This is a genomic window from Dysgonomonas sp. PF1-14 (genome assembly GCF_029892965.1).
Lineage (GTDB): Bacteria > Bacteroidota > Bacteroidia > Bacteroidales > Dysgonomonadaceae > Dysgonomonas.
The window spans coordinates 329116-343291 of sequence record NZ_JARXWN010000003.1; the positions used below are offsets into that span (position 1 = coordinate 329116).

The following is a 14176-nucleotide window of genomic DNA, read 5'->3' on the forward strand; positions in this document are numbered from 1 at the left end:
ATACAAGAACCATATCTCGATTTACATTACTAATTTTGGCAAGCCTTTTGCATTAGGTTTGAGAGAAAATATATAGAAAGTGAGTCATATAGAGGTTGATTTACTTCTGTTTTCTTTGTAATATATTGAATACAAAATATTTATTAAGATATGAAAGAGGAATTTACGAATGAAGATCCGGTGAGAGACGATATTGCCGGAGCAGAGGATATGACAAATAATCAGACAGAAGAAACTCCTGTGGCCGATATAAATGACAATGTGACCGATTGGGAGACAAAATACAATGAGCTGAATGACTCCTATCTGCGCTTGAATGCAGAATTTGATAACTACCGCAAGCGTACACTGAAAGAAAAGGCAGAATTGTTGAAGTCGGGTAGTGAGAGGGTGCTGATAGATATTATTGCTGTAGTAGATGACTTCGAACGGGCACTGGAAAATATCTCTAAAACAGAAGATATTGCAGCTGTAAAAGAAGGTGTAGATCTTATCTATACCAAATTTTTAGGCTTTCTCAGCAGGCACGGGGTAAAAGAAATAGAAACAATAGGACAGCCATTCGATACAGACCGGCATGAGGCTATTACTACAGTTCCGGCACAAAAAGAAGAGGATAAAGATAAGATAGTAGACAGTGTGCAGAAAGGCTATACCCTCGACGATAAAGTAATCCGCTACCCTAAAGTGATTGTAGCAAAATAAAGTAATAAAAACCGATGGCAACTAAACGAGACTATTACGAGGTACTTGAAGTCACTAAAACAGCGACATACGAAGAAATAAAAAAAGCATACCGCAAAAAGGCAATTCAGTATCATCCCGATAAAAATCCGGGAGACAGTGCGGCTGAAGAAAAATTTAAAGAAGCAGCCGAAGCATACGAAATACTGAGTGATGAACAAAAGCGCGCAAAATATGACAGATACGGGCATGAAGCACCCGGTGGTTTTGGCGGACACAGCGGCGGTTTCTCTATGGACGATATATTCTCCCAGTTCGGAGATATTTTCGGTGGACATTTTGGTGGCGGTTTCGGTGGCTTTGGCGGATCGAGAGGCCCTCGTGTAAACAGAGGTTCCGATCTGCGCGTAAAAGTGAAGTTGACTTTGAAAGACATTGCTTCGGGTGTAGAGAAAAAAATAAAAGTAAACAAATTTGTTTCCTGTTCGCACTGTAAAGGAACAGGAGCTGATAATGGTACAGCCTACGAAACCTGCTCTACCTGTAAAGGTTCGGGAGTGGTAACAAGAGTGATGAATACCATTCTGGGACAGATGCAGACACAGTCTACCTGTCCTACCTGTAATGGTGAAGGCAAAAATATAACGAAAAAATGTTCGTACTGTTCCGGAGAAGGCATTGTTCGCGAAGAAGAAGTAATCACAATAAATATACCTGCCGGAGTTGCCGAAGGAATGCAGCTTTCGATGAGCGGTAAAGGAAATGCTGCCCGTCATGGAGGGGTTAATGGAGACCTGCTGATCGTAGTGGAGGAAGAACAACATCCGGAACTCTTCAGAGACGATAACGATGTAGTCTACAATCTGCTGCTGAGTGTGTCTACCGCTGCACTGGGCGGCAATGTAGTAGTCCCTACCATAGACGGCAAGGTAAAAGTGACCATAGATGCGGGTACGCAGCCGGGTAAGGTATTACGACTGAAAAACAAAGGCTTGCCTAGCATTAACCGTTACGGTACGGGAGACTTGCTTATAAATATAAGCGTATATATTCCCGAAAATCTTACCGATAGTGAAAAGTCTACATTGACAGGACTGGAAAACTCACCGAATTTCCAACCCAGCAAATCGGTAAAAGAAAAGATATTCAGTCATTTTCGGAAAATGTTTGATTAAGCAATATAAAAAAGAGCAACTCATTGGTTGCTCTTTTTTTATCCTGCTCCGTTCTGTTGCAGATAGGTAATTGTATTATTATCATCTATATCAAACTCCCACCAGTAACCGAATCCGCCGATTTCCCTTTCGTCGTCCTCATATAAGAAAGGGCTGTCTTCGTTGAGATAACCCAACATGATATCTTGGTTTACAACTTTCAGGTAATAATTGCTGACGGACTGTCCGTTGTCGATAGATACCTGATATAATCCCTTTTGTCCACAGAAGGTTATGTCATCTATCTGTATTCTGTTCAGTATATCTATCAACAGGGCGCGTTGGCTACCCTCTAATAAGGCATACGCCGAGTTGTTAGCTAAAACACCCTTCTTTAGTTCTCCGAAATAAGATTTGATGGCTTTGGCACGCTTTTCTCTTCTCTCTTCTTCGGCTTTCAATATGGTTACATTATCCTGTTCGGTTTTGCCGAGTTTTACCTGATTGTTGTCACTCACAGGTTCGTACCACGAATAGTTCTCGAAATGCGCTTGTATCTCTTTGTTAGAGAATTTGTATCCGTTGCGGGCGTATATTTCGTTCCGCATCCATTTCAGTTCATCATCACATATCTTACTTAGTTTAGATATATTTAATCGCTCTGAGGTGAAGTCAAACCTGCCTTGAGAAAAGGCTGTGAGGGAAAGTAATATCAGACTACCGGTTAAAATAAGTTTTCTCATATTATTCTGTGTTTGCATTATTTAATATGCAATATTAATCAAAAATTTCATATCTCTTGCTTAAAACTTTATCTTTGAGACAGGAAAAAGCTTAAGGATATGAAAATAAAAGAAATTCTGCATACGATAGAACAGGTTGCCCCTATCCCTTTACAGGAAGGATTCGATAATAGTGGTGTTCAGGTAGGAGATGTCAATCAGGAGGCCAAAGGCGCAATTGTCTGTATAGATGTAACGGAAGCGGTAGTAGACGAAGCCATTACAAGGAATTGTAATCTGATCATAGCACATCATCCGCTGGCTTTCCGCAGTTTCAAATCCCTTACAGGTAAAAACTATATCGAACGTTGTATGATAAAAGCCTGCAAACACGATATCGTTGTGTATGCCGCCCATACCAATCTCGATAATGCTTCGGAGGGAATAAACCGATATTTGGCCGATATGCTGGGGCTGCAACATGTAAGAATACTCGATCCCCAAAAAGATAAGCTGCTCAAGCTTGTGACCTTTGTTCCCCATTCGCATGCCGAATTGGTACGTAATACCCTGTTTAATACAGGGGCAGGGCATATCGGTAATTACGATTCCTGTAGCTACAATGTAATGGGAGAAGGCACATTCAGGGCAGGAGAAGACACAAGCCCGTATGTGGGGGAAATAAACGAGCTGCACATTGAGCCCGAAACCCGTATTGAAGTCATATTGCCTGCTTATAAGCAATCAGAGGTATTGCGGGCGCTTATTTCAGTACACCCTTACGAAGAGCCTGCTTATGATTTCTATGCGCTGACCAATGTATGGGAAAAAGCAGGAAGCGGTGTTGTCGGTATCTTACCCGAAGAAATGGAAGAAGAAGACTTCCTGTATATGCTGAAAGATACGTTCCACCTGAATGTAATACAGCATTCGCCACTAAGGGGCAAGCCTGTGCGTGATGTCGCTATCTGTAGTGGTAGCGGAGCATTCCTCATACCTAAGGCTATATCTTACAGTGCCGATGTTTTTATAACAGGTGAAGCTAAATATAACGACTTCTACGATGTGGAAGATAAGTTATTGCTGGCAGCCGTAGGGCATTATGAATCTGAAATTTTCACAAAGAATATATTTTTCGATATTATTTCGAAAAAATATCCTACCTTTGCAGTCTATATGTCGGGATTCGATGTGAATCCGGTAAACTATTTATAATCAGACGGTGATATACTCCCGTTTCTTATAAATGATGTAGTAAACAAGTAGAATAAGCTCTATTTGATTACTGCATTTTTTTATGACAACAATTTATAACAAGAATAATTATGGCTAAGAAACAAGAAAAAGAAGTTACAGTTGAAGATAAGCTGAAAACGCTTTACTCCCTGCAACAAAAATTATCTGAAATAGATAATATTAAAATATTAAGAGGCGAGTTGCCGCTGGAGGTAGCCGATCTTGAAGATGAGATAATCGGTCTTGAAACACGTATCAAGAAGTATGAAACAGAACTGAAAGATTCAGAAACGGCTGTGTCTCATCAGAAGCAGAAAGCTAAAGATAGCGCTTTGAAAATAGAAAAATACAAAGAGCAACTCGATAATGTGCGCAACAACCGCGAGTTTGACCATCTGAGTAAGGAGATCGAATTTGAAACATTGGAGATCGAATTGTCCGATAAACGTGTACGTGAGTTTTCTCAGGATTCTAAGAATCTGACTGAACAGGTAGAAAAAAGCAAATCGTTCCTCGAGGAGCGTTCTGCCGATCTTGCACAGAAGAAAGAAGAGTTGGATGGCATCGTTTCGGAAACAAAACAGCAGGAAGAGCAGCTTCGTGAAGAAGTAAAAGATATAGAATCGGAAGTAGAGCCTCGTTTGTTGCAGGCATTTAAACGTATCCGTAAAAGTGCCCGTAACGGTCTGGCAGTAGTTATGATCGAGCGTGGTGCATGCGGAGGATGCTTCAATAAGATTCCACCACAAAAACAAATGGATATCAAGATCGGTAAAAAGATTATTGTTTGCGAATATTGTGGACGTATAATGATAGACCCTGAACTGGTAGGAGCTGAATAATTTTCAGCTGAGAATTTTATAAAAATATATCATTGATCGGAAAGGTTAAAAGCAGCCTTTCCGATCATTTTTTTATGCTTTTTTATGAACTTTATATTGGAAACTTTGTTTTTAATCTTATTTGTATTAAAAAATAAAATGGAAAACTTTTTCACTTTTTCAAAAAATTATATATTTGATTATTAGTTATTTAAAAAATAAAATGGAAAACTTTTGCTTTTGTTTAAAAAATACAGTTGTAAAATTTGTGTAATGTTTACTTATTGACTAATATTGCAAAAGGATTTAATGACACATTTTTTACCCGAATTAATTACCTCTAAATTATAAAGCAAATGGCACGAAAGGTTTATACCTTCGATGAGGCGTATAATGCCGCATTAGATTATTTCGTCGGCGATGAATTGGCCGCGAAGGTGTGGGTTAACAAGTACGCATTGAAAGATGCTTTGGGGAATATCTATGAACAATCCCCCGAAGATATGCATTGGCGGTTAGCTAATGAGATAGGCCGTATAGAAGCGAAATACGAAAACGGACTGTCTAGTAAAGAACTGTATGATCTTTTCGATCATTTCAGGTACATTGTGCCGCAGGGAAGCCCGATGACAGGTATCGGCAACGACTTCCAGATCGCATCGTTATCTAACTGTTTCGTTATCGGTATGGATGGTCCGTCAGACTCTTATGGAGCCATAATACGTGTCGATGAAGAACAAGTGCAGCTGATGAAGCGACGTGGAGGGGTAGGGCACGACCTGTCTCATATTCGTCCGAAAGGCTCTCCGGTGAAAAACTCGGCGCTGACGTCTACAGGCTTGGTGCCTTTTATGGAAAGGTATTCCAATTCTACCCGCGAAGTAGCGCAGGATGGCCGTCGCGGAGCACTGATGCTGAGTGTGTCTATTAAACATCCCGATTCCGAATCGTTTGTAGATGCCAAAATGGAGCAGGGTAAGGTTACAGGTGCTAACGTATCTGTCCGTATCGACGATGCCTTTATGCAAGCTGTTGTTGACGGATCGAAATATACACAGCAATATCCGATCGACTCTGATAACCCTACATATGTGAAAGATATAGAAGCAAATCAACTATGGCGTAAGATTGTACACAATGCGTGGAGATCAGCCGAGCCGGGAGTGCTGTTCTGGGATACTATTATCAGAGAGTCTGTGCCTGACTGTTATGCAGATCTCGGATTCAAGACTATATCTACAAACCCATGTGGCGAGATACCGCTTTGCCCGTACGACAGCTGCCGTCTGTTGGCGATCAACCTATACTCGTATGTGGTAAATCCTTTCCAGAAAGATGCTTATTTCGACTTCGAACTGTTCAAAAAGCATGTTGGGCTGGCTCAGCGCATCATGGATGACATCATCGACCTCGAATCGGAAAAGATAGAGAAAATACTGGAAAAGATAGATGCCGACCCTGAAACTGACGAGGTTAGAGGTCCGGAAAGACACCTTTGGGAAAAAATACGTAAGAAAACACTTCAAGGACGCCGCACAGGGGTAGGTATCACAGCCGAAGGCGATATGATAGCTGCTATGGGACTCCGCTACGGAACAGAAGAAGCTACAGCCTTTGCCGAAGAAGTACATCGTACACTGGCTCTGGCTGCTTACCGTTCGTCTGTCGATCTGGCAAAAGAACGTGGCGCATTCGAAATATTTGATATCAAGCGTGAGAAAAACAATCCGTTTATCAACCGTTTGGCAGAAGCCGATCCGAAGCTGTATAAAGACATGGAAAAATATGGTCGCCGCAACATTGCCTGTCTTACTGTAGCGCCTACCGGAACTACCAGTCTGATGACGCAGTCGACTTCGGGTATCGAACCTGTATTCCTGCCGGTATATAAGCGCCGCCGTAAGGTAAACCCGAACGATAAGGATGTTCGTGTAGACTTTGTGGATGAAAACGGAGACTCTTGGGAAGAATACATTGTGTTCCACCATAAGTTTGTAACATGGATGGAGAGCAAGGGATATCCTACAGCCAAACGATATACAAACGAGGAAGTAGATGCAATGGTTGCCGAATCGCCATACTACAAGGCTACATCTAATGATGTAGACTGGTTGCAAAAGGTGAAAATGCAGGGACGTATCCAGAAATGGGTAGACCACTCTATCAGCGTTACTATCAACCTGCCTTCAGATGTGTCGGAAGATCTTGTAAACGATCTTTATATCGAAGCTTGGAAGAGCGGATGTAAAGGTTGTACCGTATATCGTGACGGCTCGCGTGCAGGAGTATTGGTGTCTGCCGATAGTGATAAGAAGACAGGCACAGAGGAAGACGATTGCGGAGACTGCTACGAACGTCCTCAGATCGTGCAGGAACGTCCACGCGAACTGGCTGCCGATGTGATCAAATTCCAGAACAATAAAGAAAAATGGATTGCTTTCATCGGACTGCTCGATGGTCGTCCATACGAGATATTCACCGGACTCTCCGATGATGATGAAGGCTTGATGCTGCCCAAGAATGTAAACCATGGTGTGATCATTAAGACACTGAACGATGAGGGGCTACGCTCTTACGACTTCCAGTTCAAGAATAAGAGAGGTTATAAGACTACAATAGAAGGACTGAACAGTAAGTTTAACCCCGAGTTCTGGAACTACGCCAAGCTTATATCCGGTGTACTTCGTTACGGAATGCCTATCGATCAGGTGGTGAAACTGGTACAGGGACTTGAGTTGAACAGCGAAACCATCAATACATGGAAAAACGGTGTTGAGCGTGCCTTGAAAAAGTATCTGCCTAACGAGACTGAAGCCAAAGGTCAGAAATGTCCTGTCTGCGGATTGGAGACGCTGATCTATCAGGAAGGTTGTATGAAGTGTACCAACTGTGGTGCATCGAAATGCGGATAATATAGATAATTTATATAAAGCCGGGCGGGAGCGTTTTTATCGTTCCCGCTTTTGTTTTATCTTTGTTGCGAACACCAAAAAACACGAATATTATGATGACGGTAACCGTTGAGGAACGCCATTTGATAGAAGAAATTATTTCGAAGAATACCATTTGTTATGTCGGCATGATCGATACTGACGGGATGCCTTATGTAATACCGATGAATTTCGGTTATACCAACGATGTTATATATCTGCACTCGGCACAGGAAGGCGGTAGTATCAGAGCTTTGGAGAAAAACCCGTCGGTCTGCATTACGTTTTGCACTGAGAGTGCGCTTACCTATCAGAATGAAGAGGTGGCCTGTAGTTACCGCATGAAAGGCAGCAGTGTTATCTGTCGCGGGAAGGTTGTCTTTGAAGAAGACTTTAACGAAAAGATAAAAGCGCTGGATATTATAATGAAACATTATAGTAGCCGTACCTTTACATATTCTGAGCCCGCCGTTCACAATGTACGGGTATGGAAAGTAGAGATTGAAGATATTTCATCTAAAATCTTTGGCGTGCCGCACCCTAATTCCCGCAATTATAAAGATCAGGCTGAATTCTGATCAGGGTATCAGATTAACGTGAGTTCGAAATAATAGTATCTAAATATCAGCTAGTTATATATTTTCTTTGTGAGCCTTGTGTAAAACCTTGTGCTCTTTGTGGTTAAATCTTATTTCTTTTACCACAAAGGACACAAAGAAAAACCACAAAGGGCACGAAGTTTACATCATATATTTTGGAAAACAATTGATTACATACTATTTTTATATCGAACTCACGTCAGATTAAGTAGCCGAATTCGTAGAATAGATGGAGTCAAACAAGTTTGACTAAAGTCTTTTTAGAGGTTACTCCCAACTCACGCCTTAAAAGGCGTGGTAACTCATAGGACTCATTGGTAGCTCTAAGGTATCAGATGATTCTCTGCCAGATATTTCCATAGCGGAGCCGCCTGTACAGCCTGCTTTATACCATCCTTTCTGAGTAACTCTATTAGTTGGTCTGTTGTCAGCAGATGAACTGTGATGTCTTCCGTCGCTTCTAAGTGTTGTTCCGATATTTTTTCCACATCGGTAGCCAGGAAACAATAGGTCATATTGGTATGTGTACCGGGATTTACAGACAGTTCTGTCAGTAAAGACCAGTTCCCGTTGCCATATCCTGTTTCTTCCAGCAGTTCACGTCTTGCCGATATTTCCAGCGAGGGGTCTTCTTTTTCGGCAACACCCGCGCAGAGTTCCATCGAAGTATAACCTAAGCCATGACGGTATTGTCTGACCAGAACGAACTGTTTTGCTTTGGTGATAGCAATTACATTTACCCAATCAGGATAATCCAGTATGTAGTAGTCTGGTATTTCGTTACCGTTAGGCAGTTGTACATGTTCTTTCCTTACCGTAAACCAAGGCTCACGCGATAGGTATTCGCTTTTCAGCACTTTCCATGCTTTATCGTCTGTTTTATTCATCATCTTTTTCTATAAATTATTTGAGGAAATCCTCTCTTGCCGGAGTGAAGGTGTCTATTATAACTCCTGCTTCGAGGCAAACAACGCCATGATCGGTATCACCCGGTACAAAAAAACCGTCACCTTTTTCGAGTATCTGTTTGCTGTTATTTATCATTACCTCAAATTTTCCGCTTTCGATGTATGATGTCTGCACATGAGGATGTTGATGCACATCGCCTATACTCCCTTTTTCGAATGTTATTTTTGCCAGTAATATCTGGCTGTTGTAGCCGAATATCTGGCGGGTGACGCCGTTTCCTACTGTCTCCACAGCGATTTCTTTATGTAAGAGGAATTCTTTACTTTGTTTCATATTGGTTGTGCTTAAAAAGTAATAAAAAGGTCTACACCTTATTTTTCTAAAACAACGATATTCATTACCACCTTCGACAGAGGCTTGTCCTTTTCGTTGGTCTTTACATTCTGTATTTTGTCTACAATGTCCATGCCCTCTATTACTTCTCCAAAGACTGTGTATTCTCCATCCAGATGAGGTGCACCTCCTCTGGTCTTATAGAGTTCGCGTTGTTCGTCACTATACATAGTTTCGGCTTTTTGCTCGTTAGCTTCCCTTTCAGCTTGTTCCTGCCATTGGGTTCGCAGTTCGGTGATGCCTGCACGATTTCCTTCTTTATACAAGGCTTTTATCGTATCCATATTTGCCGATTGCAATTTGTTATAGATGTTTTGCTTCAATCGTTCGAAGCGCTGCTTCTCTATAGCACTCAGCTTTTCGTCAAAAATGAGTTCTCCTGTTACGATATAGAATTGTGAAGCATCCGATGCTTTAGTCGGATTCTCGGCATCTCCCCAACGGGCGGCAGCCAATGCTCCGCGTTTGTTGAAGAGTTGAGGAAATCTTATTTCGGCAGGGATTGTATCTCCCATTACCTTGTTTTCTGCCGAATCGGTTTTTATACTATCAGCTTCGTTGCGCGTATCGGGATCACCGCCCTGTATCATAAAGTCTTTGATCACCCGGTGGAAAGTCAGGTCTTTAAAAAATCCTTCTTCTGCTTTTTTCAGAAAGTTATCTCTGTGGATCGGGGTTTCGTTATACAGTTTTACTTTTATGTTGCCGTAGTTGGTTTGTATCACTACAACAGGTTCTTTCGGTTTGCTGCTACACATTGTTGTTATAAATAATATGGGGAGGATAATAAATAATTTCTTCATGCTGTTTATTTTAGTAGGCAAAAGTAGTTGTTTTATTGCTTTTTGAGGAACTTAGTATAATATTCGTCTACAGTTATCATCGGTCTTATTGTATCCAGTCCGTATTGATATGCTTTTATTTTCATTGTAGAGTCATTGTCAAATTCTTCAATTTCGCCTGTCTTAAAATGCAGTAGTCTAAAATTGGATACAGTAGTTTTTCTTTGTGCTATAAGTATCTCTTTGTTAAACGAAAAAGAAGCGATGGAATCCATTACCTGTCTGTTTTTATTTGTATCTTCTGCTCTGTATATTTTCCCTTCCTCGTTGTCTATATAACCGTAATCCAGGTCATTGATAGCATTCATCGAATAGGGATATACAAGTGGCATACGGTAATAATCATAAATTCCGGCTTTAGTGAAAAACTCTTTAGGTATTTGCCGGTCTATGGGTTGTACGCTTTTCAGGCTATCCATATACGGAGAATCAGGGAACCCCCAGATAAGGTCAGAAACTGAATTCATAATTCTATTACCGAAGTAACCACAGCAGATTATTGTGAGAATGAAGAAAAGGATAACTGTAAGGCATCCTATACTCCGGTTTTTCTTATCACCCCATTTTACCACCGCCCAGAAGATGGCGATAATCACAACAAGAACACATAGTGAAATAATTACAATCAAGAATAAACCTATAAATAATCCGATCATATCCGGTGCTTTTTCGAGCATCAAATATACGTAAATTTCTTTGTACTGTTTTTATTCGGTTTGTCTTTAGCCTTATTGAGGTATTCTGAATACTATCGGTATATAAAAATACACATCCACTGCTTCTCCGTTTTGTCTTCCCGACTTCCATTTTGGCATACTTTCTACAATGCGTACTGCCTCCAAGTCTAATTCGGTAGATACGCCTCTTATTACATGTATGTCTTTTATATCTCCCTCCTTAGTAATAACCATTCGTAGAGTTACGCGTCCTTCTATTCCCATTTCTGCTGATATCGGAGGGTAATGAAGATTGCTGTATATATATTCTTTTAAGGCTTCCCGCCCTCCCGGAAATTCCGGCATTTGCTCTACGCTCATGTATGGTTTCTTTTCTTTCTGTATTTCCATCTCTTCATACTCCTTAGGACTTGGTAGGTCAGGATCAATATCAGGTTCTATCGTAGGTGGAACAAATTCAATACTCATTTTAGGATCAATAATTGTGGCAGGATTGTGTTTCATATGGTGGAGGATTTCATCTAGGCTCGCAAACGAATCTGTATTATTTCCCTCAATATATTTAGCCAGTGGCTCAATCCTGTTTTCCCCAAGATGAGAAAAAGCTTCCGGTTCGGTTTTTTGTGTACACGAAGCAGCTAAGATCACACTTGTAATTATAACGCAAACTGTAAAATAGAGCGGTTTTCTCATAGCCTTGAATTTATAGTATATGATAATAGAGTAGATAAGGTCTGATTTTCCATAATGCTTACCTGCCTTTTTTGAATGTAATACAATGATAGGTTTTCATTATTTCGTAAAATATACTAGATTTGTACTGATTATAAAATATAGCATGGTAAAATATAAAAGAATCCTCCTTAAACTTAGCGGGGAATCCCTGATGGGGGAACAACAATACGGTATAGATGTAAACCGATTGAATGAGTATGCCGAGCAGATAAAAACTGTAGCAGATATGGGTGTGCAGATAAGCATCGTTATCGGTGGCGGAAACATTTTTCGCGGACTTAGCGGAGCATCTAAAGGCTACGACCGTGTGAAGGGAGACCAGATGGGGATGCTTGCTACGGTGATCAACAGCCTTGCACTGAGTTCGGCGCTGGTGGCTATGGGACAAAAAGCTCGTGTGCTGACAGCCATCCGTATGGAGCCAATAGGAGAAATTTACAGCAAATGGAAAGCCATAGAAGCAATGGACAGCGGTGAAGTTGTTATCCTGTCGTGTGGTACGGGCAATCCGTTTTTTACTACCGATACGGGATCTTCGCTTCGCGGTATAGAAATAGAAGCCGATGTAATGCTCAAAGGAACCCGCGTAGACGGTGTATATACAGCCGATCCGGAAAAAGATCCTACAGCAACCAAGTTCGATACCATTTCATACGATGAGGTATATAGTCGCGGACTGAAGGTGATGGATATGACGGCTACCGTTATGTGCAAAGAAAATAATCTGCCTATCGTAGTTTTCGATATGGATACCCCCGGTAATCTGGAAAAATTGATGAAAGGTGAAAATATCGGTACGTATGTGCATGCATAATCAGTTAACAGTTATCAGTCAGCAGTTAACAACAGAATGAAATATTGAAACTAAAAATATATAAATTATGGCAACAGACCTAAAGCAGATCGAACAAAAAGCAGAGCAGAAAATGCAGGCTTCCGTTGAGTTTTTAGATGAATCGCTGGCTCATATTCGTGCTGGAAAAGCTAATCCGCGCATTCTGGACGGTATCAAACTCGACTATTACGGAAACCTTACCCCACTAAGTGGTGTCGCATCTATCAATACGCCCGATGCGCGTACGATAATTGTACAACCTTGGGAAAAACAGATGTTGAAAGAAGTTGAAAAAGCGATCCTTAACTCGGATGTAGGAATTACGCCCGACAATAACGGGGAAGTAATCCGCCTTAGCATACCGCCACTGACCGAAGAGCGTCGTAAACAACTGGTAAAACAGGCGAAACAAGAAGCAGAAGATGCAAAAGTAAGTATCCGTAATGCTCGCCGCGATGCAATAGATTCTATCAAAAAAGCCGTAAAAGACGGTGTTGCGGAAGATATGGGTAAGGATGCTGAAAACGATATGCAGAAACTTCACGACAGATATATCAAGAAGATAGATGAAGTGTTTGCTGCAAAAGAAAAAGAAATATTGACAGTATAATTTAATACACTGATGTGTTGATGTGCCAATATGCCAATAATAATAAGTTCTGATCTTTTTATTGGCACATTGGCATATTAAATAATTGGCACATTTAATAGATGAATGGTCTTGTTATAAAAAATACGGGAAGCTGGTATCAGGTGCGTACCGACGACGGACGTGATATAGAATGTAAGGTAAAAGGTAACTTTCGCCTTAAAGGCATTCGCAGTACCAATCCCATAGCAGTGGGAGACAGAGTTGTCATTGTCGAGAATAATGAGGGTACGGCCTTGATCACCGAAATTGAAGACCGGAAGAATTATATTATCCGCAAATCGTCGAACCTGTCGAAGCAGTCGCATATACTGGCAGCCAATATCGACCTTTGTTTTCTGATAGTGACTATAAACCATCCGGTGACGTCTACTGTTTTCATCGACCGCTTTCTGGCATCGGCAGAAGCATATCGTGTGCCTGTAAATCTTATTTTCAATAAGATAGATATTTACGATGAAGATGAATCCGAATACATGGATGCCCTTATAGCCATGTATGAGCACATCGGATACCCCTGCATAAAAATAGCCGCTTTACAAAATACAGGCATCGCAGCCTTACATGAAAAAATAAAAGAAAAAATTACACTCTTTTCGGGGCACTCCGGTGTCGGAAAATCAACATTAATAAATTCGCTGATCCCGCAGGCAGACCTGAAGACAGGTGCCATATCGGGATATCATGGGAAAGGAATGCACACAACCACTTTTTCGGAGATGATAGAACTGCCGCATGGCGGATTTATCATAGATACTCCCGGAATCAAAGGTTTTGGTACCGTAGATATGGAGAAAGCGGAGATATTTCACTTTTTCCCCGAAATCTTTAAATTCTCAAGAGATTGCCGTTTCAATAACTGTATTCATATAAATGAGCCCGGATGCGCAGTTCGCGATGCTGTAGAAAAACATTATATAAGCGAAAGTCGTTATAAATCGTATCTGAGTATGATGGAAGAAGAAACTGAAGAAAAATACCGTAAATAAG

Annotated in this window: 15 protein-coding genes; 9 read left to right on the top strand and 6 right to left on the bottom strand. The window is 41.0% G+C overall.

Annotated features, from left to right (window positions below; genetic code table 11):
* Window positions 1-150 precede the first annotated feature (150 nt).
* Together M2448_RS05920 and dnaJ are read left to right on the top strand one after the other, a co-directional pair.
* On the top strand, window positions 151-705 hold the full coding sequence (locus M2448_RS05920; protein WP_280645427.1) for a nucleotide exchange factor GrpE: 555 nt from the start codon (window positions 151-153) through the stop codon (window positions 703-705).
* Between the two features lie 14 nt (window positions 706-719).
* Window positions 720-1859 (top strand): molecular chaperone DnaJ, encoded by a 1140-nt coding sequence (dnaJ, locus tag M2448_RS05925; protein WP_280645426.1) that lies wholly within the window; start codon window positions 720-722, stop codon window positions 1857-1859.
* A 38-nt stretch (window positions 1860-1897) separates the two neighbouring features.
* On the opposite strand, the gene M2448_RS05930 is transcribed toward dnaJ, so the two are convergent.
* The gene (locus tag M2448_RS05930; protein ID WP_280645425.1) at window positions 1898-2581 is read right to left on the bottom strand and encodes a YARHG domain-containing protein; all 684 of its coding nucleotides are present in this window, start codon (window positions 2579-2581) and stop codon (window positions 1898-1900) included.
* 99 nt (window positions 2582-2680) lie between these two features.
* Here M2448_RS05930 and M2448_RS05935 point away from each other — a divergent pair, with 99 nt between their 5' ends.
* The 4 genes from M2448_RS05935 (at window position 2681) to M2448_RS05950 (ending at window position 8125) form a co-directional block, all read left to right on the top strand.
* Window positions 2681-3775, top strand: a complete 1095-nt coding sequence (locus M2448_RS05935) for a Nif3-like dinuclear metal center hexameric protein (RefSeq protein WP_280645424.1) — start codon at window positions 2681-2683, stop codon at window positions 3773-3775.
* A 110-nt stretch (window positions 3776-3885) separates the two neighbouring features.
* Complete coding sequence (locus M2448_RS05940) at window positions 3886-4638, top strand: C4-type zinc ribbon domain-containing protein (RefSeq protein WP_280645423.1); 753 nt, start codon at window positions 3886-3888, stop codon at window positions 4636-4638.
* A 335-nt stretch (window positions 4639-4973) separates the two neighbouring features.
* The gene (locus tag M2448_RS05945; RefSeq protein ID WP_280645422.1) at window positions 4974-7529 is read left to right on the top strand and encodes an adenosylcobalamin-dependent ribonucleoside-diphosphate reductase; all 2556 of its coding nucleotides are present in this window, start codon (window positions 4974-4976) and stop codon (window positions 7527-7529) included.
* 92 nt (window positions 7530-7621) lie between these two features.
* The gene (locus M2448_RS05950) at window positions 7622-8125 is read left to right on the top strand and encodes a pyridoxamine 5'-phosphate oxidase family protein (RefSeq protein WP_280645421.1); all 504 of its coding nucleotides are present in this window, start codon (window positions 7622-7624) and stop codon (window positions 8123-8125) included.
* Window positions 8126-8469: 344 nt separating this feature from the next.
* Here the strand turns inward: M2448_RS05950 and M2448_RS05955 are convergent, their stop codons facing one another.
* The 5 genes from M2448_RS05955 to M2448_RS05975 form a co-directional block, all read right to left on the bottom strand.
* A complete protein-coding gene (locus M2448_RS05955; protein ID WP_280645574.1) occupies window positions 8470-9033 on the bottom strand; it encodes an NUDIX hydrolase in 564 nt (187 codons plus the stop codon).
* Window positions 9034-9049: 16 nt separating this feature from the next.
* A complete protein-coding gene (locus tag M2448_RS05960) occupies window positions 9050-9388 on the bottom strand; it encodes a cupin domain-containing protein (RefSeq protein WP_280645420.1) in 339 nt (112 codons plus the stop codon).
* A 38-nt stretch (window positions 9389-9426) separates the two neighbouring features.
* Window positions 9427-10206 carry a peptidylprolyl isomerase gene (locus M2448_RS05965; protein WP_280645573.1) on the bottom strand — a complete coding sequence of 260 codons (780 nt, stop codon included), beginning with the start codon at window positions 10204-10206 and terminating at the stop codon, window positions 9427-9429.
* Window positions 10207-10283: 77 nt separating this feature from the next.
* Window positions 10284-10967, bottom strand: coding sequence for a hypothetical protein (locus M2448_RS05970; RefSeq protein WP_280645419.1), 684 nt, complete (start codon window positions 10965-10967; stop codon window positions 10284-10286).
* Between the two features lie 51 nt (window positions 10968-11018).
* Window positions 11019-11660: an energy transducer TonB gene (locus tag M2448_RS05975; protein ID WP_280645418.1), complete on the bottom strand. Its 642-nt coding sequence runs from the start codon at window positions 11658-11660 to the stop codon at window positions 11019-11021.
* Between the two features lie 145 nt (window positions 11661-11805).
* Here M2448_RS05975 and pyrH point away from each other — a divergent pair, with 145 nt between their 5' ends.
* The 3 genes from pyrH to rsgA all read left to right on the top strand — a co-directional run bounded on the left by pyrH (window position 11806) and on the right by rsgA (window position 14175).
* Entirely contained in the window at window positions 11806-12516 is a 711-nt protein-coding gene (gene pyrH, locus M2448_RS05980) for a UMP kinase (protein ID WP_280645417.1), read from the top strand.
* A 67-nt stretch (window positions 12517-12583) separates the two neighbouring features.
* A complete protein-coding gene (gene frr, locus M2448_RS05985; protein ID WP_280645416.1) occupies window positions 12584-13147 on the top strand; it encodes a ribosome recycling factor in 564 nt (187 codons plus the stop codon).
* Window positions 13148-13248: 101 nt separating this feature from the next.
* Window positions 13249-14175, top strand: a complete 927-nt coding sequence (gene rsgA, locus M2448_RS05990) for a ribosome small subunit-dependent GTPase A (RefSeq protein ID WP_280645415.1) — start codon at window positions 13249-13251, stop codon at window positions 14173-14175.
* The last annotated feature ends 1 nt before the right edge of the window (window position 14176 follow it).